Raw genomic sequence first — 19,909 nt, 5'->3', positions numbered from 1 at the left:
GCCGGGTACCCGGGTGATCGCTCTTCGCGTCGCAGTTCAATGGGCCGAACTCCGGGTCGCTGCGGTTACCAGCGGCGATACCGGGTATGTGATCAATGACGCTCGGCCCGCAAGCGTCGATCAACGGACCCGATGGAGGTCTCCCATGGTTGAAACGTTCGTGCAATCGACCGACGACGTCGTGAAGTTTCTCGAAGGTCAGCACAACTTGATCAAGGACATGTTCGACGACGTGCTGTCTGCGTCGAGCGACGATGCCCGCCAGACGGCGTTCCAGGATCTGCGCCAACTCCTCGCCGTGCACGAGACTGCCGAGGAGATGGTCGTCCATCCCCGTGCGCGCGGCGAGATCGACGGCGGCGATGACATCGTCGACGCTCGGCTCAAGGAGGAGCACGACGCGAAGGTGCAGCTGCAGAAATTGGAGCAGATGGACATCGGCTCACCCGAATTCTTGGCCGAGCTGAAGAACTTTCAGCAAGCCGTGGTCGAGCACGCCGACCGCGAGGAGACCGAGGAATTCGCCGCGCTGCGGCGAGAGGTCAGCGCGAAGGACCTCAAGCGGATGGTCGACGCGGTGCGGGCCGCTGAGGCGATCGCACCGACGCGTCCTCACCCCGGGGTGGAATCGGCGAAGGCGAACTTCCTGGCCGGACCCTTCGCTTCGATGCTCGACCGCGCGCGGGACGTCATTCAGAGCGCCTTGCGCTAGCCGGTGACCTCGCGAGCAGGAACAGGATCGAGAAGCCATAGCCCGAGCACGAGGCTCTTGCGCGTACTGGCCGCATTGGCGGGTGGGGCACTGTTGGCTTCGGCATCCGTGGCACCGACCGCGTCCGCCGAGCCCGACCCCACTGCGCCAGCAGATTTCGTCTCGCTCAGCGACGTCGACCCCACGATTGCCTATGACATCCGATACGCCACCCCGCACAATTTCACCGGCGACCCCGTCGACGGGTACCAGGCACCGATGTGCATTCTCACTCGCGACACCGCCAACGCACTGCACCGCGCCCAAGTCGAGTTCCTCGAGCAGGGCTACACGCTGAAGGTCTATGACTGCTACCGGCCCCAGCGTGCCGTCAACGACTTCGTCTCATGGGCCGAGGATCTCGGGGATCAACGGATGAAGGCCGAGTTCTACCCACGGGTGGACAAGGCGAACCTGTTCCTCGACGGTTACATCGCCGAGCAGTCGGGTCACAGCCGGGGCAGCACCATGGACCTGACGCTCGTGCCGCTGCCCGTGGAGCAGACGCGCCCCTTCGTCCCGGGCGAACCGCTGACCGATTGCGTTGGGCCGCCGGCAGAGCGATTCCCCGACAACAGCATCGACATGGGCACCGGCTATGACTGTTTCGACACCCTGGCCCACACGCTGGATCCTCGGGTTCAAGACGAACAGCTGAAGAATCGCCTGCTACTCAAGGACGGCCTGGAGAAGCAGGGGCTGGAGAACTACGAAAACGAGTGGTGGCACTTCACGTTCAAGCCAGAGAGCTACCCGGACACCTACTTCGACTTCCCGGTCGACCCGTCCTCACTGACCGAGTAATGACTGACTCTTGACGATTGGGGGACGCGGTCGCGGGGTCCGTCGTAGGCCGCGACCCTGCGTAGGCGCGACGGCGACTCCGCCATCGGGTGAGCCGCCGTCCATTGATCAATCTCGCGCGTAGGCAAGTCCCAGTGCCCCCAGTCGGACTCGAACCGACACTGTACGGATTTTAAGTCCGCTGCCTCTGCCAATTGGGCTATGGGGGCGTCACGCCGGTGACGACGCTACCCAACCACGGCCCGCCGGACAGATCCGATGCCCACGACCAGCCCCGGACCGCAGGTTTCGAGACCCGTCAGCCCTGAATGTCGCTGTCGCGCACGGCCTACTCGTCACCATTTGAGGACGCCGGCTTGGAATCACTCCCGGCGTCCTTGTTCGCGCCGGAGTCCTTGTCGGCCGCGCCTACCTTCTCGGCACTGGGCGCCGCGGGCTCCTTCTCCACGTCCTTCACCGGCTTGGTGGGGGTCGTGTCCGCGGGCGTAGTCACCTCGGGTGTCGTGTCCTTGACCACCTCGGACTTCACGGTCGTGCCCTTCTCCACGTCGGGCACGACGACCTTCGTCTCGTCCGTAGGGGACGACGCAGTGCTCTCGACGGGGTCGGGCGTCGGCACGACCTCAGGCACCTCACCCGTGGGGCCCGTCGACTCCTCCTCAGCCGGCGCCTCCGAGAACGCCGCAGCGTTCGAGGACCGCAGGGTGATGGTGTTCTCCGCCGAAAACGCGCTGAGCGTCGAGACATTCGTCGCTGCGGTCGCGAAGGCCGGGAAGGGCGGTGGCGTGGTCGCCAGCGCGCCGGCGATACCCATTTGCGCGGCTTCGATCCCGCCGACGATCGCTCCCGCGCCCTGACCCAGCGCGACGATGAAGTTCTGCGTTCCCTGGATGGCCGCGTTCAGTATGTTGCTGATGTTGAGCGTCAGCAGAGCCGCAACGAAGTCTTGCGTGCCGACGATCAGCGACGTCGTCACCAGGTTCCCGGCGGTCAGGAAACCGTTGGCCACGGAGATGTACGCCTGCGGCACCGCGGCACTCAGTGCCGCCTGGACCAGCAGTGCCTTCTGGTTGCGCCAGATGATGGAGTCCAGCAGGGGCTGTCCGACGGCGATCACCGAATCTCTGATCGCGGTCGCGACGGTGTCGAAGGCGCCCACGAAGTTGAGCGCCAACACCTCCTGGATCGCTTCGACGGTCACGCCCGGAATGGCCAGCAGGGATTGCAGGGCGCCAACGCCGGCCTTGCCGAAGCCCGCCAAGTACACGGCCCAGTTCTCGATGGTGTTGAGGATGTTCTGACGAATGATCGGCAAGGTCAGGATGTAGGGGATGTCGAGGGCCGTGAGCTGGAACTCCCGCGCCACGGCGGCCGACGCACTCGACACGTCCAGCGCCCGCGGAGCCGCGGGCATCGGGCTGACCGGTGTGAGCGCTATGGCGCTGGCACCGACCAATGCGATTCCCGTGGTGAACCACGGCCGAATAGAAGCCTCCATGTGCAAACCCCAACCCTCGTGACTGTGGCACGCCATACCCGCAGACGTCGCCGAATCAATTGACGTCAGTGACAGTAGCCGGTGGCCGTCCTAGCCGGATCCGATCGCACGTTCTGGCACCGCAAGGACTGCGTAAACGAACCCCTCGGGAGCATCAAGAAACCGTCAAGGCAATCGGATTCGGCCCCGGCCGGGCGTTGACTTCGGTGTCGGCTCGTGACGGGCCCAAACTGAGATGGAGACGAGATGTCCGTGGTGGTGTACGTCGTGCTGACGGTGGCGATCTTCGCCCTGCTCGGCCTGGTGCAGAAGTTGGTCGAGCGACTGTGAGCTTCGAGAACACCGTCGGTCTGCTCCTGGCGATCGGCCTCGCGCTGTTCCTGGTGGCCGCGCTCCTCTTCCCGGAGAGGTTCTAGTGAGTACGACCACCGCGGGGATCACCTTCCTCGCTCTGCTCATCCTGGCGCTCGCCGCCGTGCACGTGCCCTTCGGGGACTACATGTACCGGGTGTACAACTCGCACAACAATTCTCGCGTCGAGCGGGTGATCTACCGCCTGATCGGCGCCGATCCCAAGTCCGAACAGACGTGGGGCGCCTACGCCCGCAGCGTGCTCGCGTTCTCCGGCATCAGCATCCTGTTCCTGTTCGCCTTCCAACTGGTCCAGAGCAAACTGCCGCTGCACCTGAACGACCCCGCCACGCCCATGACCCCGGCGTTGGCCTGGAACACCGCGATCAGCTTCGTCACCAACACCAACTGGCAGGCGTACTCCGGTGAGAGCACCCAGGGCCACCTGGTGCAGATGGCCGGCCTCACGGTGCAGAACTTCGTCTCCGCCGCCGTCGGCATGGCCGTCGCGATCGCACTGGTCCGCGGGTTAGCCCGCCGCCGCACCACCGACCTCGGCAACTTCTGGGTCGACCTAGTACGCGGCGTCATTCGCATCCTGCTGCCGATCGCCTTCGTTGCGGCCCTCATCCTGATCGGCGGCGGGGTGATCCAGAACTTCCACCTGCACGATCAGATCGTCACCACCCTGAGCGGCGCCCAGCAGGCGATCACCGGCGGTCCCGTCGCCAGCCAGGAGGCCATCAAAGAACTGGGCACCAACGGTGGCGGGTTCTTCAACGCCAACTCCTCGCACCCGTTCGAGAACCCGACCACGTGGACGAACTGGATCGAGATCTTCCTGCTGCTGGTCATCAGCTTCTCGTTGCCGCGCACGTTCGGCCGCATGGTGGACAGCAAGAAGCAGGGGTACGCCATCGTCGCCGTCATGGGCACGATCGCCCTGATCAGCGTCACCCTGATGAGCTTCTTCCAGCTGCAGGCCCACGGCACCAACCCCACCGCGATCGGCGCGGCCACCGAGGGCGTGGAACAACGATTCGGCGTGTTCGACTCCGCGATCTTCGCCGACGCCACCACGCTCACCTCCACCGGTGCGGTCAACTCGTTCCACGACTCCTACACCAGCCTCGGCGGCATGATGGCGCTGTTCAACATGCAGCTCGGCGAAATCGCCCCCGGCGGAACGGGTTCGGGGCTCTACAGCATGCTGATCCTGGCCGTCATCACCGTGTTCATCGCCGGGCTCATGGTCGGCCGGACGCCGGAGTACCTCGGCAAGAAGATCACGCCGCGCGAGATCAAGCTGGCCGCAAGCTACTTCCTCGTCACCCCGCTGCTCGTGCTCGTCGGGACGGCAACCGCGATGGCACTACCGGGCCAACGGGCCGGCATGCTCAACAGCGGTCCGCATGGTCTTTCAGAGGTGTTGTACGCCTTCACCTCTGCGGCCAACAACAACGGTTCGGCATTCGCCGGCCTCAGCGTCAACACCGACTGGTACAACACCGCACTCGGTCTGGGGATGGTCTTCGGCCGGTTCCTGCCGCTGATCCTGGTCCTGGCACTGGCCGGTTCCCTCGCCAAACAGGGCACCACGCCGGAGTCGATCGGCACCTTGCCCACCCACCGGCCGCAGTTCGTCGGCATGGTCGTCGGCGTCACCGTGATCCTCGTCGCCCTGACCTTCCTCCCCGTGCTCGCACTCGGTCCCCTCGCTGAAGGAATTCACTGACATGTCCACCACCATCGCCACGGCACCCCACCGCCACGAACCGAACCCCCGGTCCACCGTCAAGGGCGGACTGCTCGATCCCACGATGCTCCTGAACGCACTCCCCGATGCCCTGCGCAAGATCGATCCGCGCACACTGTGGCGCAACCCGGTCATGTTCATCGTCGAGATCGGCGCGGTGTGGAGCACCGTTCTCGCCGTGCGGGATTCGACGTGGTTCGCCTGGCTGATCGTCTTCTGGCTGTGGGCCACCGTCGTCTTCGCCAACCTGGCCGAGGCAGTGGCCGAAGGCCGGGGCAAGGCCCAAGCCGAAAGCCTGCGACGCGCCAAGTCCGACGCCATGGCCCGCCGCCTCACCGGCTGGTCACCCGGCGACACCGGCACCGAGGAGGAGGTCGCCGCGCCGCTCCTGCAGCAGGGCGACATCGTGGTGGTCGAAGCCGGTCAGGCGATCCCCGGTGACGGTGACGTCGTCGAAGGCATTGCGTCGGTGGACGAGTCGGCCATCACCGGTGAATCCGCTCCGGTCATCCGCGAGTCCGGTGGCGACCGGTCCGCGGTGACCGGCGGGACGACGGTGCTGTCGGACCGCATCGTCGTCAAGATCACCCAGAAGCCCGGTGAGAGCTTCATCGACCGGATGATTGCCCTCGTCGAGGGTGCCAACCGGCAGAAGACACCCAACGAGATCGCGCTCAACATCCTGCTGGCCGCGCTGACGATCATCTTCGTGTTCGCGGTCGCCACCCTGCAACCGCTCGCCATCTTCTCCAAGGCCAACAACCCCGGCGTGCCCGATTCTCAGGCGCTCGACGGCAACGGCGTCACCGGGATCGTCATGGTCGCCCTGCTGGTCTGTCTCATCCCGACGACGATCGGCGCGCTGTTGTCCGCGATCGGCATCGCCGGGATGGACCGGCTGGTACAGCGCAACGTGCTCGCCATGTCGGGGCGCGCGGTGGAGGCCGCGGGTGACGTCAACACGCTGCTGCTGGACAAGACGGGCACCATCACGCTCGGCAATCGCCAAGCGGGTGCATTCCTTCCGCTGCCAGGCGTCAGCCCCGAACGGCTCGCCGACGCCGCGCAGCTCTCCAGCCTGGCCGACGAGACCCCGGAGGGACGCTCGATCGTGGTGTTCGCCAAGGAGCGGTTCGGCCTGCGCGCTCGCACGCCGGGCGAGTTGACCAACGCCACCTGGATCGAGTTCACCGCCACCACCCGCATGTCCGGTGTGGACCTCGAGGACGGTCATCAATTACGCAAGGGCGCAGCCGCTTCCGTCGCAGACTGGGTGCGAACCAGCGGTGGCACCGTGCCTGCCGAGCTCGCCGGCATCGTCGACGAGGTGTCCGCGAGCGGCGGTACGCCCCTGGTCGTCGGCGAGGTACGGGACGGCGCTGCGCGGGCGCTCGGCGTCATCCACCTCAAGGACGTCGTCAAGGAGGGGATGCGCGAACGCTTCGACGAGATGCGTCGGATGGGCATCCGCACCGTGATGATCACCGGCGACAACCCGTTGACGGCCAAGGCCATCGCCGAGGCAGCCGGCGTCGATGACTTCCTCGCCGAAGCCACCCCAGAGGACAAGCTGGCCCTGATCAAGAGTGAGCAGGCGGGCGGCAAGCTCGTCGCGATGACCGGCGACGGCACCAACGACGCCCCCGCTCTGGCTCAGGCCGACGTCGGCGTCGCGATGAACACGGGCACGTCGGCCGCCAAGGAGGCCGGCAACATGGTCGACCTCGACTCCGACCCGACCAAGCTCATCGAGATCGTGGAGATTGGCAAGCAGCTCCTCATCACCCGCGGGGCTCTCACGACGTTCTCGATCGCCAACGACATCGCCAAGTACTTCGCGATCATCCCGGCGATGTTCGTCGCACTGTTCCCCGGCCTGGACCTGCTGAACGTGATGCGCCTGCACAGTCCGACCTCGGCGATCCTGTCGGCGGTCATCTTCAACGCGATCATCATCATCGCGCTCATCCCGCTCTCGCTGCGCGGTGTGCGCTACACCCCGAGCAGTGCGTCGAAGCTGTTGAGCCGCAACCTCTACGTCTACGGCATTGGCGGCATCGTCGCCCCGTTCATTGGCATCAAGCTCATCGATCTCGTCGTCCAACTCCTTCCTGGGATGTCCTAACATGAATCTCTCCAACGTCATTCGCCAACACTGGGCCGCGCTGCGCGCACTGCTGGTGCTCACCGCGATCGCCGGCCTGGCCTACCCGCTCGTCGTATGGGCGGTGGCCCTTCTACCGGGGTTCGACCACCGGGCGCAGGGTTCGATCATCACCGTCGGCGGCAAGCCGGTGGGCAGCACGCTGATCGGTCAATCCTTCACCGACGCCAGCGGAAGCCCGCTGCCGCAGTACTTCCAGAGCCGGCCGTCGGCCGCAGGCGACGGTTACGACCCGCTGGCCACCAGCGCGAGCAACCTCGGGCCGGAGGACGTCGTAGACACCCCCGACAAGCCCAGCCTGCTGACGCTGGTGTGCTCGCGCAGCGCGGCGGTCGGCGCGCTCGAAGGGGTCGACGGATCGCGGCCGTTCTGTACCGGTGACGGCGTCGGCGCCGTGCTGTCAGTGATCGGGCCGCGCGACGCACGCGGCACCGTCGTGCGACCCACTCAGGTCGTGAGCCTCAACCAGTCGTGCACCACCACCACGACGCCGTTCCTCGACGTCTACGAGGGCGTTCGGGTGACGTGCGCGACGTACGGTGAGGACTACTCGATGGGCCAGATCGTGCCCGTCCGCGGGGCGGCGCCGGCCCAACCGGCAGTGCCTGCGGACGCCGTGACCGCCAGCGGTAGCGGGCTGGATCCGCACATCTCCCCCGCCTACGCCGACATCCAGGTCGCACGCGTCGCGAAGGCGCGCGGCATCGTCCCGGACGAGGTGCGTAACCTGCTCGCCGACAACATCTCTGGGCGCGCCCTGGGGTTCATGGGCGAGCCGGCGGTCAACGTGCTCGAGCTCAATCTCGCGCTCGATCAGAAGTATCCCGCAGGGAGCTGAGCGCGCAGGTGGATGATGAGGACGTGAGCGTCGGCCAACAGGGTCCCAAACGCGGGGAACTGCGCATCTATCTGGGTGCGGCGCCAGGCGTCGGCAAGACCTTCGCGATGCTGGGCGAGGCGCATCGCCGCGCAGAGCGTGGCACCGACCTGGTCGCCGCGGTCGTCGAGACCCACGGCCGCGCGAAGACCGCCGAGCTGGGAGAGGGCATCGAGGCCGTCCCGCCGCGATACGTCGACTACCGCGGCGGGCGGTTCGCCGAACTCGACGTGCCCGCGGTGTTGGCGCGCCACCCCGAGGTGGTGCTCGTCGACGAGCTCGCCCACACCAACACCCCCGGCAGCAAGAACGCCAAGCGTTGGCAGGACGTGGAGGAGCTGCTCGCGGCGGGCATCTCGGTGCTTTCGACGGTCAACGTGCAACACCTGGAGAGCCTCAACGACGTCGTCGCCCAGATCACCGGGATCGAGCAGCAGGAGACCGTGCCCGACTCGGTGGTTCGCGGCGCGTCACAGGTCGAACTCGTCGACATCACCCCGGAGGCGTTGCGGCGCAGGCTCTCCCATGGCAATGTCTACGCACCCGAACGCATCGACGCCGCCCTGAGCAACTACTTCCGGCGCGGCAACCTCACGGCGCTACGCGAACTCGCGCTGCTGTGGCTCGCCGACCAGGTCGACGCCGCGCTGGCGAAGTACCGCGCCGAGAACAGGATCACCGCCACCTGGGAGACCCGCGAGCGCGTGGTCGTGGCCGTCACCGGTGGCCCCGAGTCGGAGACACTGGTCCGCCGCGCGTCCCGCATCGCCTTCAAGTCGAGCGCCGAACTGATGGTCGTGCACGTCGTCCGCGGCGACGGCCTGGCAGGGGTGGCCAGCGACCGCGGCGCGGGCGGGATGGATCGAGTGCGGGAACTGGCCACCAGCCTCGGCGCCACCGTGCACACCGTCGTCGGCGACGACGTCCCCGCCGCCCTGCTCGAATTCGCTCGCGAGGTCAACGCGACGCAACTGGTGCTCGGCACGTCGCGACGCTCACGCTGGGCGCGCATCCTCGACGAGGGCATCGGCGCGGCCACCGTGCAGAACTCCGGCAAGATCGACGTCCACATGGTCACCCACGGCCACGCCAACGCCGGGTCGGCGTTGACGTCGCTGACGCCCCGCCAGCGTCACCTCACCTCGTGGTTGGCGGCCGCGATCGTCCCGTCGGCCATCTGTGCGGTGACGGTGGTCTTCCTGCAGCGGTTCCTCGGCATCGGCGGCGAGAGCGCGCTGTTCTTCGTCGGCGTGCTGGTCGTCGCCCTCTTCGGCGGCGTCGCCCCGGCGGCACTGTCCGCACTGCTGTCCGGGCTGCTGCTGAATTACTTCCTGGTGGAACCCAAGCACACCTTCACGATGGCCGAGCCGGACAGCGCCGTCACCGTGGTGGTGCTGCTCGCGGTCGCGGTGGCGGTCGCCGCTCTGGTCGACGGCGCGGCCAACCGCACACGCGAGGCCCGTCGCGCCTCGCAGGAGGCCGAACTGCTGGCGCTGTTCGCCGGGTCCGTGCTGCGGGGCGCCGATCTCACCGCCCTGCTGGAACGGGTCAGGGAGACCTACGGACAGCGGTCGGTGAGCATGCTGCGCGAGGGTCCCGACGGCAGCACGGTCGTCGCGTGCGTGGGCGACGATCCGTGCGCCGACGTCGACTCTGCCGACACCGCAGTCGAAGTCGGCGACGACGAGTTCTGGATGGTGATGACCGGCAAGGCGCTCAATGCCCGCGACCGTCGCGTGCTGGGCGCCGTCGCGAATCAGGCCGCCGGGCTGGTTCGCCAGCGTCAGCTGATCGAGGAGGCCGGTCAGGCGGAGGCCATCGCGAAGGCCGACGAACTGCGCCGATCGCTGCTCTCGGCGGTCAGCCATGACCTCCGCACCCCTCTTGCGGCCGCGAAGGCATCGGTGTCCAGCCTGCGCAGCGACGACATCGACTTCTCTGCGGAGGACACCGCCGAGTTGCTCGCCGCGGTCGAGGAATCCGTCGACCAGTTGACCGCACTCGTCGGCAATCTCCTGGACTCGTCGAGGTTGGCCGCCGGTGTCGTACGACCCGACCTGGTACGGGTCTACCTCGAAGAGGCCGTACAGCGGGCATTGGTCGGAATCAGCCGGGGGGCAACCGGATTCGGCACATCCGGAGTGGACCGGGTAAAGGTGGAGGTCGGTGACGCCGTGGCCATGGCGGACATCGGACTCCTCGAACGCGTGCTGGTGAACGTCGTCGACAACGCCTTGCGCTACGCCGCCGACGGCCCGGTCCGGGTCAATGCGGCGCGGGTCGGCGACCGAGTGGTGATCGCCGTCGTGGACGAGGGCAGGGGTATCGCGAGGGGCGCCGAGGAACAGATGTTCGCACCGTTCCAGCGAATGGGCGACCGCGACAACAACACTGGCGTCGGCCTCGGTCTCTCGGTCGCGCGAGGTTTCGTCGAGGCGATGGGCGGCACCATCGCCGCCACGGACACCCCCGGCGGCGGGCTGACGGTCGTCATCGATCTCGCCGCGCCACGGGATGACGAGCGATGATCAAGACCCGGGTGCTGGTGATCGACGACGAGCCGCAGATCCTGCGCGCGCTTCGCATCAACCTGACCGTTCGCGGCTACGACGTGGACACCGCCGATACGGGCGCGAATGCGCTGCGCCTCGCCGCCGAACACAAGCCCGACGTCGTCGTCCTCGACCTCGGCCTGCCCGACATGTCCGGCATCGAGGTCCTGCAGGGCCTCAGGGGTTGGCTGACCGCGCCGGTCATCGTGCTGTCGGCGCGCACCGACTCCTCGGACAAGGTCGAGGCACTCGACGCCGGCGCCGACGACTACGTGACCAAGCCGTTCGGCATGGACGAGTTCCTCGCCCGGTTGCGCGCCGCGGTGCGCCGTGGCGCCGCCGCCTCCGAGACTGACCAGCCGGTGATCGAAACTGCCTCCTTCACAGTCGATCTGGCGGCCAAGAAGGTGATCAGAGAGGGCGCCGAGGTGCATCTGACCCCCACCGAGTGGGGCATGCTCGAAATGCTGGTGCGCAACCGCGGCAAGCTGGTAGGCCGCGAGGAGTTGCTCAAGGAGGTGTGGGGACCGGCCTACGCCAAGGAGACCCACTACCTTCGGGTCTACCTCGCGCAGCTGCGCCGCAAACTCGAGGCGGACCCCAGCCATCCCAAGCACCTGCTGACCGAGGCCGGCATGGGGTATCGCTTCCAGGAGTAGGGCTACTGCTGGGTCATGATCTTCCTGGCGACCTCGACGAGCGGCTTGGTCAGATCGAGCACCGTCTGAGGATCGTCGTCGAGCAGGGCATTGGTCACCAGCGTGGAGATCGCCGCGACCAAGGCCTGACAACTGAAGCGGTGCAGGTCCGTCCTGGCGCCGAACACCATCGCGACACCGTCGACGAACTGCTGCTGGAGTCCGAGGCGCACGGCAATCGCCTCCCGCCCAGCCGCGTACACGCCGATCAGATACAGGCGGGACAGCGCCGGGTTCGCGGCCATCGCGGCGAGGTAATTGCTCAGCAGGCTTTCGAAGCGGGTCATCGGGTCATCGGACTCGGGTGTAGCCATGATCAGCTCGATCACCGCCCCCTGCCGCTCTGCGAAGCCCGCGACGAAGCAGTCCTGTTTGGAACGGAACATTTGGTAGAAGGTCTGCCGAGAGACGCCGGCGCCCTTGATGACGTCGGCCACGCTGGTGTCCGGGTAACCCTTCACCGACATCACGGTCTCGAGTGCGGCGAAGATGCGCTCGCGCTGGTTGGTCCGGACCTCGTCACGACTGAGCTGATGCCGCCCTGGACTGAGTCGTCTGGTGTCGGTCATACCTCGACCTGCTCGACGTGAATGCTTGCGGAGTTCACGAACTGTAGGACCACCTTCACCGCACCCGATTGCGATCAATGAACGGTTGTGTCTATATTTGCTGGGCAAGGGCGGGTCCAGAGGAGGGGACTGGATCCGCCCCGGCATTTACTTCTGCGAGTCGATCTTGAATGCCTGCAGCGTATAGGTCATCGGCATTCGCTCGCCACCGCTGGTGAGGATGAACTCACCCTCGAAGTCGGGGCTCGGTGACATTGCCTCGCCGAAGTAGTTCCAGGCGAGTTCCCGATGCTCCTCGAACGCGGTGATCACCAGCCCGGCGTCGAGCAGCGCAGAGAAGATCTCGCCGAGACCATGATTGAACACGACCGATTCCGGCGACTCGACGGTGCCCGATCCCGCATAGCTGTCGTGCTCGACGAAAACCGTTCCCGCCGTTTCGAAGTAGGGGTATTCGATGACCAGCAGCCCGTCCGGGCGAGGGTCGCTCATCGCCCACAGCACGGGGTGGCCCTCCCGGATGAACAAGCGGCCACCGGGCCTCAGCAGCGTGGCGACGATCCCCGCCCAGCGGCGAACGTCGGGCAGCCAACACAGCGCTCCGATCCCGGTGTATACGACGTCGGCGCAGCCGGGTCCGAGCGCGTCGACGGCGTCGTGCAGATCGGCCTCGACGAACGCGACGTCGGCGCCCGCGCGGGCAGCCAGTGTGCGTCCCGCCGCCACGGCGGAGGCAGAGAAGTCCAGACCCGTTACCGACTTTGCTCCCAGCCGCGCCAGCGACACGGTGTCGGTACCGATGTGACACTGCAGGTGGACGACGTCCCGCCCGTCGAGCCGCCCGAGCCTCGGCAGGTCGTAGCGCACCACCGGGGACAGGTACGCCGGGTCGTCGAAGCTCGCGAGGTCGTAGCCGTCGGGACCGGTGTGCATCGGCACCCGCGACTCCCAATTCGCCAGGTTGATGGCACGCCAGTCGTCGGTCATCGCGTGATTCTGACAGACCCCCCCGCCGATTTCGGCGCGCAAACGTTCGCTCAGCGACTGTTCGCGCGCCGAAATCGCGCTAGGGCGTGGGCGGGGCGGTCTCCTCGGCGAAGGCGATCAGCTTCGCCCGCACCAGCTCGGGGCGTTCGTCGATGACGAAGTGCCCGCAATCGACCGGCTCGAACGTGTAGTCGTCGGCGTTGGCGGTCGCGGGGTCGGCGAGTGACGGGTGCACGGCGAAGTCCGCCATCCCGAACAGCGCGCGGATCGGCACCGTCGCCCGGCGCTGCTCGGGTTCCCTTGCTCCCGCTGGCAATTCACGCAGCAGGAACGTGCGGTAGGTGTCGGTCGCGGCGCGGGCCACCACGGGATCGCGGAAGCGTTCGGCGTAGATGCGCGCGTCGGCGGGCTTGACGCGATGCGCCTTGGGGCCGACCCGGTAGATGACGCGCTCCAGGTACGGCGTCCGCCGCTGCAGCAGCATGCCGATCGAGGCCACGAACGGTTGGTAGGCCAGGAACCGCCAGAAGTGCGGCAGGATGGTCCGCGGCGTCTGCCAGGGGTGCGCCATGTTCATCACCAGGTAGCCGTCGAACCGCTCCGGCTCGGCCAGCACCATCCGGTACCCCACGAAGCCACCCCAGTCGTGTCCGACGAGCAGCACCCGATCGAGACCCATCGCGTCCATCAAGGCCAGCACGTCAGCGGCGACGTCGTCCTTGGCCCATGCGTGCGGCGCAGGCCCGGACCACCCGTAGCCCGGCAGGTCGGGCGCGATGATCCGCAACCCGGGAGGGGGGTCGGCGAGCAAGTCGCGGTACACCCAGTGGTGCTGTGGCCAGCCGTGCAGGGCCAGCACCGGCCTGCCGTCCGGAGGACCCGCCTCGGTGACGTGGAAGCGCACCCCGCGGGCCTCGACGAAGGACCTGCGCACGCCATCGATCGCCGGCACGAGACTACTCACGACTCCAGGTTAAGGGACCCCCGAAGGCAGTACCGTCGCAGGTATGGCCAGGTACCGCGAAATGTTCGACGCCAGTATCGAAGACGCACGCACCTTTTGGGGCGACGCCGCCCGCGAGGTGACGTGGACCAAGGCCCCGCAGCGCGTCCTCGACGACGACCATCCGCCGTTCTACCGGTGGTTCCCGGACGGCGAGCTCAACACCTGCGCGAACGCCCTCGACCGCCACGTCGAGCACGGCCGCGGCGAGCAGGCCGCCCTCATCTACGACTCGCCGCTGGCCGGCACCAAACGCACCTACACCTACCGCGAGCTCCTCGACGAGACCGCGCGCTTCGCGGGGGTGCTGCGCGGGCTCGGCGTCGGGAAGGGCGACCGCGTCGTCATCTACATGCCGATGGTGCCCGAGGCCGTCATCGCGATGCTGGCCTGCGCCCGACTCGGCGCCGTGCACTCGGTGGTGTTCGGCGGTTTCGCGGCGCACGAGCTCGCGGTCCGCATCGACGACGCGCGCCCGGCCGTCGTCGTGTCGGCGTCGTGCGGTATCGAACCCACACGCATCGTCGACTACAAGTCGATGGTGGACCACGCGCTCGACCTCGCCGAGCACACCACTCCCGCCTGCGTCGTCCTCCAGCGCGATCAGGCGCCGTGCGAGCTGACGCCCGGCCGCGACGTCTCGTGGGCCGACGCGATGACCGACGCACAGCCCGTCGATCCGGTGCCCGTGGCCGCGACCGATCCGCTCTACGTGCTCTACACCTCCGGGACGACCGGCAAGCCCAAGGGCATCGTCCGCGACAACGGCGGCCACGCCGTCGCCCTGCTGTGGACGATGCGCCACATCTACGACACCGAACCCGGCGACGTGTACTGGGCCGCGTCCGACGTCGGCTGGGTGGTCGGCCACTCCTACATCGTCTACGGCCCGCTGCTGCTCGGCGCCACCACCGTGCTCTACGAAGGCAAGCCGGTGGCAACCCCCGACGCGGGAGCGTTCTGGCGGGTCGTCGCCGAATACGGTGTAAAGGCGCTCTTCTCGGCGCCGACGGCCATCCGCGCCATCAAGAAGGACGACCCCGACGCCACCCTCCTCACCCGCTACGACGTGTCCTCGCTTCGCTACCTGTTCCAGGCGGGCGAGCGACTGGACCCCGCGACGTACCACTGGGCTTCGGAGAAGCTCGGCATCCCCGTCGTCGACCACTGGTGGCAGACCGAGACCGGCTGGTCGATCGCGGCTGCGCCGATGGGCGTCGAGACGATGCCGATCAAACCCGGCTCGGCGACCGTGCCGATGCCCGGTTATGACGTCCGCGTCCTCCGACCCGACGGAACGCAGTGCGCCGCAGGCGAAGAGGGGTCGATCTGCATCAAGCTCCCGCTGCCGCCGGGCACCCTGCCGACGCTGTGGGGTGACGACGATCGCTACGTCGCGTCGTATCTGTCGGCGTTCGAGGGCTACTACCTCTCGGGGGACGGCGGCTATCTCGACTGGGACGGCTACCTGTTCGTCATGGGCCGCACCGACGACACCATCAACATCGCCGGGCACCGGTTGTCGACCGGCGCCATCGAGGCGGCCCTCGCGACGCATCCCGCGGTCGCCGAGTGCGCGGTGATCGGTGTTTCCGACCCGATCAAGGGCCAGGTGCCTAGAGGGTTCGTCGTGCTGAAGTCGGGCGCGTCCGCCGACGGTCTGGTCGAGGAGTTGGTCGCCGCGGTCCGGGACAACATCGGTGCGGTCGCCAGCCTCAAACGCGTCGACATCGTGCCCGCCCTACCGAAGACCCGGTCGGGCAAGATCCTGCGCAAGACCATGCGCGGCATCGCCGACGGCCGCGACGAACCCGTTCCGTCGACGATCGAGGACGTTGGCGTTCTCGACGCCCTCACATCGATCCTCAAGTCCGAACCCATGAGGGAGTGATCGGACATATCGTCTAATCGTCATAGATGAATGTTCGACCGATTGAGCAGAGGTGGATTGCCATGCGAATTCCAGACCAGAAGGCCGGCGGCTGCAACTGTCATTGCAACGCGTGCGATGGCGGCCACCATTGTGGAAACCCGCCCAACTGCAACGTGCGGCGCTGACACCCGCCCTATTACTGCAATGCCGGCAGCTCGGCTGCCGTCTCCGATTTGGTACGCAACCAACTCGGGAACGGCAGCGGGGCGTCGTCGGACCGATTGCTGTCCGCGGCAAAGCACACCAGGCTGCCCACGAAGCTGACCAACGCGACCGAGCCGAGAAGCGCCGCCATCGCGATATTCCCGTCCCCGAGGTACACCACGGCGATCACGGCGGCCACCACTGAGCCCAGCAGCGTGATCAGGCCGCCGGTCGCCAAGATCTCGGCAGCCGGGTCGTCGACTCCGCGAGTGTGCTCATTGGCCATGGTGTCTCCCCTTGTCGAACCCTGCCCGCTCGGGCAGACCGTCAATACCCGGCGCCGGGGGGCCTCGAAACCTGGCTAGGCAATCGAAAGAGCTAGGCAATCGAAAAGGCGATGCCGTCGAGGATGTCGTGCTCGCTGACCACCAGCTCGTCGATCCCGGCCCGCTCGCCAAGGGCGCGCGCCAGCTCCTCGACCACGATGGCGCCGCCACCGATCACGTCCACCCGGCCCTCGTGCATCGGTCCCAGCGCCGCACGCTGGCGGCGTGTCATCGCGAGCAGCCCGCCGCAGACCGTCAGCAGATCGTCGAACCCGACGCGGGACAGGTGAATGGCCTCGGAGTCGTAGGTCGCCAGATTCAGCGCCAGCGCCGACAGGGTGGTCATCGTGCCCGCCACGCCGACCCAGGTCTGCGCCCGCTCCACGGGGACGGCCGCGAAGGCCTCCGCGAGACCGTCACGGACGACCGCGCGCGCATCGGCCACCTCGGCCTCGGTGGGCGGGTCGGAAGCCAGGCACCGTTCGGTCAGCCGCACGCAGCCGATGTTCGCGGAGTAACTCGCCTCCACGCCGGCCGCGCTGCCCAGTACCACCTCCGTCGATCCGCCACCGAGGTCGACGACGACGAAAGGTGCTGCGGTGGAGTCGAGTTCGCCGACAGCGCCGCGGAATGACAGCTCGGCCTCCTCGGTACCGGTGATGACCTCGGCGACGGCACCCGGCACCACCTCGCCCAGCACGTCGGCCGTCATCGCGAAGAACTCGTCGCGGTTGGCCGCATCGCGGGTCGCCGACGTCGCGACCATCCGCACCGTCGTTACCCCGTGGGTCTGCAACAGGAAGGCGTAGTCGGCCAGCGCCGCCCGCGTCCGCAGGAGGGCGGCCGGGGCGAAGCTGCCCGTCGCGTCGACGCCCTCGCCGAGCCGCACGATCCGCATCTCGCGGTGCACGTCGGTCAGCCCGTCGCCCGTCACGTCGGCGATCAGCAGCCGAATCGAGTTGGTACCACAGTCGATTGCAGCGACCCTCGTCATGACGTCCATACCTCTCGGTCCAGGATTCCGGCCATTGCCGGTTCGACGGCCAGCATGGCCAGTGCCTCGTCGCCGAAGGGGTTCACGCCGGGACCCTTGGCCAGCGAGTGCGCGATCACGACGTGCAGGCACTTGACGCGGTCGGGCATGCCACCACCGGAGAACGTGGTGCCCAACGGCTCGACGGCGTCGCGTTCGGCCAGATATGACGCGTGCGCCCGCCGGTAGGCGTCGGCCAGGTCCTGGTCATCAGCCAGCCGCTCGGTCATGTCCCGCATCAACCCCGCGGACTCCAGTCGGCTGGCCGCCGCGGTCAGCGCGGGATGGGTCAGGTAGTACAGCGTCGGAAACGGTGTTCCGTCGGGCAGTGTCGGCGCGGTCTTCACCACACCCGGTTCACCGTTGGGGCAGCGGTAGGCGATCTCGAGGACACCTCGCGGGTCACGGCCCAGTTGGCGCGCGACGGCGTCGAGATCGGCGCGGTCAACCACCGGGCGGCGGCGGGACGGGAGCGGGCAGTGGTGGCGGCGGGGGTGCCAGTGGGATCTGCGAAACCCCGTGCGGCGCATCGGCGATCGTGTGCCACAGCGAGGTGTACCACGGCTGGCCGGACGTCGGCGCCACGGGATCCACGCCGGGCGCCGCCTGCGGAACCTCACCCGGCGGCAGCTGCACCTGATAGGGAATGTCACCGGGCATGACGAAGCCCAGCCGCTCGCGGGCCTGTGCCGCGATGTACACCGGGTCGCCGAGCTTGATCTTCTGCTGCTCCAAATCTGATATCTGCGAACGCAATTGGGCCTCGGCATCGGAGAGTTGCTTCATCTCGGTCCGCTGCGCGAAGTACGTCCGCACCGGGCCCGCGATGGTCAGCGTCAGCACGCACACCACGGCCGCCAGGATCGCGGCGCGTCGAGCCGCCGAGCCCAACCGTTGATCGGACTGCTGTTCGGCGGCGTCGGCGATCGCCCTCTTGATCGGTTCGATGACGCCGGTGGCCGCGTCGTCACCCGATTCGTCGTCGGTGACCTCGGCCGCGGACTCCGGTGCGGGCCGCGGCTCGATCGCGCGCGGCTCCCGCCGGATCGGGGACGCCCCCCGCGGCCGACCGCCACCCTTCCCCGGCCGCGACGCGGGCGTGCGTCGCCGGGGGTCGGGCCGCTTGGCGTCGGGCATGACCGAATGACCGCCGCGCGGCTATCGGGTCTCGACGACGAACCGCGGGAACGCGAGGTCGCCGGCGTACCGTGCGGCGTCGCCGAGCTCCTCCTCGATGCGCAGCAGCTGGTTGTACTTGGCGACGCGCTCACTGCGGGCGGGCGCGCCGGTCTTGATCTGCCCGCTGCCCACGGCGACGGCCAGATCGGCGATCGTGGTGTCCTCGGTCTCGCCCGAGCGGTGGCTCATCATCGTGCGGTACCCGCTGTTGTGCGCCAGCGAGACGGCGTCCAAAGTCTCGGTGAGCGTGCCGATTTGGTTGACCTTCACCAGCAGCGCGTTGGCCGCACCCTTCTCGATGCCCTCCTCGAGCCGCTCGGGGTTGGTGACGAACAGGTCGTCGCCGACGATCTGGACCCGGTCACCGATCGCCGACGTGAGCGACACCCACCCGTCCCAGTCGTCCTCGGACAGCGGATCCTCGATGGACACCAGCGGGTAGGCGTCGATGAGTCCGGCGTAGAACTCCGTCATCTGGGCGGCCGTGCGGGTCTCCTTCTCGAACGCGTAACCCTTGCCCTCGGTGTGGAATTCGGTCGCCGCCACGTCGAGGGCCAGCGCCACGTCGGAGCCCAACTTCAAGCCGGTCGCCTCGATGGCAATGCTGATCAGGTCGAGCGCCGCCCTGGTGCCCGCGATGTCCGGGGCGAAGCCGCCCTCGTCACCGAGACCCGTGGCCAGACCCTGCTTCTTGAGGACCGACTTCAGCGAGTGGTAGACCTCGGCACCCCAGCGCAGCGCCTCCTTGAATGACGGCGCACCGATCGGCGCCACCATGAACTCCTGGACGTCGACGCCGGTATCGGCGTGGGCGCCGCCGTTGACGATGTTCATCATCGGCACCGGCAGGATGTGGGCGTTGGGTCCGCCGAGGTAGCGGAACAGGGGAAGGCCTGCGGCGTCGGCGGCCGCCTTCGCCACGGCGAGGGAGACCCCGAGAATCGCGTTGGCGCCGAGGCGGGACTTGTCCGGGGTGCCGTCGCAGTCGAGCAGCGCCTGGTCGACGAGCCGCTGATCGTCGGCGTTGAGATGGATCACGGCCGGGGCGAGCTCGTCGAGGACGGCCTTGACCGCCTTTTCGACGCCCTTGCCGCCGTAGCGGTCGCCGCCGTCGCGGAGTTCGACGGCCTCGTGTTCACCGGTCGAGGCGCCCGACGGCACCGCCGCGCGGGCGAAGGTGCCGTCATCGAGCACCACCTCGACCTCTATGGTCGGGTTGCCGCGGGAGTCGAGAATCTCTCGGGCTGCGATCTGCTCGATGACGGGCACTGACGTCTCCTCGCG

Annotated in this window: 18 protein-coding genes and 1 tRNA gene; 9 read left to right on the top strand and 10 right to left on the bottom strand. The window is 67.7% G+C overall.

Features of this window, described 5'->3' with window-relative positions; translation table 11 throughout:
* The first annotated feature begins 145 nt into the window (after window positions 1-145).
* Both QUE68_RS05855 and QUE68_RS05850 read left to right on the top strand, forming a co-directional pair.
* Complete coding sequence (locus QUE68_RS05855) at window positions 146-712, top strand: hemerythrin domain-containing protein (protein ID WP_284231536.1); 567 nt, start codon at window positions 146-148, stop codon at window positions 710-712.
* Window positions 713-805: 93 nt separating this feature from the next.
* Window positions 806-1,555, top strand: a complete 750-nt coding sequence (locus tag QUE68_RS05850) for a M15 family metallopeptidase (RefSeq protein WP_286275271.1) — start codon at window positions 806-808, stop codon at window positions 1,553-1,555.
* Window positions 1,556-1,690: 135 nt separating this feature from the next.
* On the opposite strand, the gene QUE68_RS05845 is transcribed toward QUE68_RS05850, so the two are convergent.
* Both QUE68_RS05845 and QUE68_RS05840 read right to left on the bottom strand, forming a co-directional pair.
* Window positions 1,691-1,764 (bottom strand) — tRNA-Leu (locus QUE68_RS05845).
* Between the two features lie 119 nt (window positions 1,765-1,883).
* The gene (locus QUE68_RS05840) at window positions 1,884-3,053 is read right to left on the bottom strand and encodes a hypothetical protein (protein WP_286275270.1); all 1,170 of its coding nucleotides are present in this window, start codon (window positions 3,051-3,053) and stop codon (window positions 1,884-1,886) included.
* Window positions 3,054-3,379: 326 nt separating this feature from the next.
* On the opposite strand from QUE68_RS05840, the gene kdpF reads away from it, so the two are divergent.
* From kdpF to QUE68_RS05810, 6 genes are read left to right on the top strand one after another with little or no spacing between them, the layout of a single operon-like run.
* Window positions 3,380-3,469: a K(+)-transporting ATPase subunit F gene (gene kdpF, locus QUE68_RS05835; protein WP_284231541.1), complete on the top strand. Its 90-nt coding sequence runs from the start codon at window positions 3,380-3,382 to the stop codon at window positions 3,467-3,469.
* Entirely contained in the window at window positions 3,469-5,139 is a 1,671-nt protein-coding gene (gene kdpA, locus QUE68_RS05830) for a potassium-transporting ATPase subunit KdpA (protein WP_286275269.1), read from the top strand. The genes kdpF and kdpA overlap by 1 nt, the downstream gene beginning before the upstream one ends.
* Before the next feature lies 1 nt (window position 5,140).
* Complete coding sequence (gene kdpB / locus QUE68_RS05825) at window positions 5,141-7,285, top strand: potassium-transporting ATPase subunit KdpB (protein WP_286275268.1); 2,145 nt, start codon at window positions 5,141-5,143, stop codon at window positions 7,283-7,285.
* A gap of 1 nt (window position 7,286) precedes the next feature.
* Window positions 7,287-8,162: a potassium-transporting ATPase subunit C gene (locus QUE68_RS05820; RefSeq protein WP_286275267.1), complete on the top strand. Its 876-nt coding sequence runs from the start codon at window positions 7,287-7,289 to the stop codon at window positions 8,160-8,162.
* Between the two features lie 23 nt (window positions 8,163-8,185).
* On the top strand, window positions 8,186-10,729 hold the full coding sequence (locus QUE68_RS05815; RefSeq protein WP_455012864.1) for a DUF4118 domain-containing protein: 2,544 nt from the start codon (window positions 8,186-8,188) through the stop codon (window positions 10,727-10,729).
* A complete protein-coding gene (locus QUE68_RS05810) occupies window positions 10,726-11,412 on the top strand; it encodes a response regulator (protein ID WP_284231547.1) in 687 nt (228 codons plus the stop codon). Before QUE68_RS05815 ends, QUE68_RS05810 begins: the two co-directional genes overlap by 4 nt.
* A gap of 2 nt (window positions 11,413-11,414) precedes the next feature.
* On the opposite strand, the gene QUE68_RS05805 is transcribed toward QUE68_RS05810, so the two are convergent.
* From QUE68_RS05805 to QUE68_RS05795, 3 genes are all read right to left on the bottom strand, one after another.
* Entirely contained in the window at window positions 11,415-12,020 is a 606-nt protein-coding gene (locus QUE68_RS05805; RefSeq protein ID WP_286275266.1) for a TetR/AcrR family transcriptional regulator, read from the bottom strand.
* A gap of 147 nt (window positions 12,021-12,167) precedes the next feature.
* The gene (locus tag QUE68_RS05800) at window positions 12,168-13,007 is read right to left on the bottom strand and encodes a class I SAM-dependent methyltransferase (RefSeq protein WP_286275265.1); all 840 of its coding nucleotides are present in this window, start codon (window positions 13,005-13,007) and stop codon (window positions 12,168-12,170) included.
* Window positions 13,008-13,086: 79 nt separating this feature from the next.
* The gene (locus tag QUE68_RS05795) at window positions 13,087-13,971 is read right to left on the bottom strand and encodes an alpha/beta fold hydrolase (protein WP_286275264.1); all 885 of its coding nucleotides are present in this window, start codon (window positions 13,969-13,971) and stop codon (window positions 13,087-13,089) included.
* 43 nt (window positions 13,972-14,014) lie between these two features.
* On the opposite strand from QUE68_RS05795, the gene QUE68_RS05790 reads away from it, so the two are divergent.
* Window positions 14,015-15,901, top strand: coding sequence for a propionyl-CoA synthetase (locus QUE68_RS05790; RefSeq protein ID WP_286275263.1), 1,887 nt, complete (start codon window positions 14,015-14,017; stop codon window positions 15,899-15,901).
* Between the two features lie 178 nt (window positions 15,902-16,079).
* On the opposite strand, the gene QUE68_RS05785 is transcribed toward QUE68_RS05790, so the two are convergent.
* From QUE68_RS05785 to eno, 5 genes are all read right to left on the bottom strand, one after another.
* Entirely contained in the window at window positions 16,080-16,373 is a 294-nt protein-coding gene (locus tag QUE68_RS05785; protein WP_286275262.1) for a hypothetical protein, read from the bottom strand.
* Between the two features lie 92 nt (window positions 16,374-16,465).
* The gene (locus QUE68_RS05780; RefSeq protein WP_286275261.1) at window positions 16,466-17,407 is read right to left on the bottom strand and encodes a Ppx/GppA phosphatase family protein; all 942 of its coding nucleotides are present in this window, start codon (window positions 17,405-17,407) and stop codon (window positions 16,466-16,468) included.
* Window positions 17,404-17,898 (bottom strand): DUF501 domain-containing protein, encoded by a 495-nt coding sequence (locus tag QUE68_RS05775; protein WP_286275260.1) that lies wholly within the window; start codon window positions 17,896-17,898, stop codon window positions 17,404-17,406. Before QUE68_RS05775 ends, QUE68_RS05780 begins: the two co-directional genes overlap by 4 nt.
* Window positions 17,891-18,583: an FtsB family cell division protein gene (locus tag QUE68_RS05770; RefSeq protein ID WP_286275259.1), complete on the bottom strand. Its 693-nt coding sequence runs from the start codon at window positions 18,581-18,583 to the stop codon at window positions 17,891-17,893. The genes QUE68_RS05775 and QUE68_RS05770 overlap by 8 nt, the downstream gene beginning before the upstream one ends.
* Window positions 18,584-18,604: 21 nt before the next feature.
* Window positions 18,605-19,894 (bottom strand): phosphopyruvate hydratase, encoded by a 1,290-nt coding sequence (gene eno / locus QUE68_RS05765; protein ID WP_284233026.1) that lies wholly within the window; start codon window positions 19,892-19,894, stop codon window positions 18,605-18,607.
* Window positions 19,895-19,909 lie beyond the last annotated feature (15 nt).

It is taken from the genome of Mycolicibacterium sp. TUM20985 (assembly GCF_030295745.1).
Taxonomy (GTDB): domain Bacteria; phylum Actinomycetota; class Actinomycetes; order Mycobacteriales; family Mycobacteriaceae; genus Mycobacterium.
The sequence above is the reverse complement of the archived record's forward strand: the minus strand, read 5'-3'. Positions and strand labels throughout refer to the sequence as shown.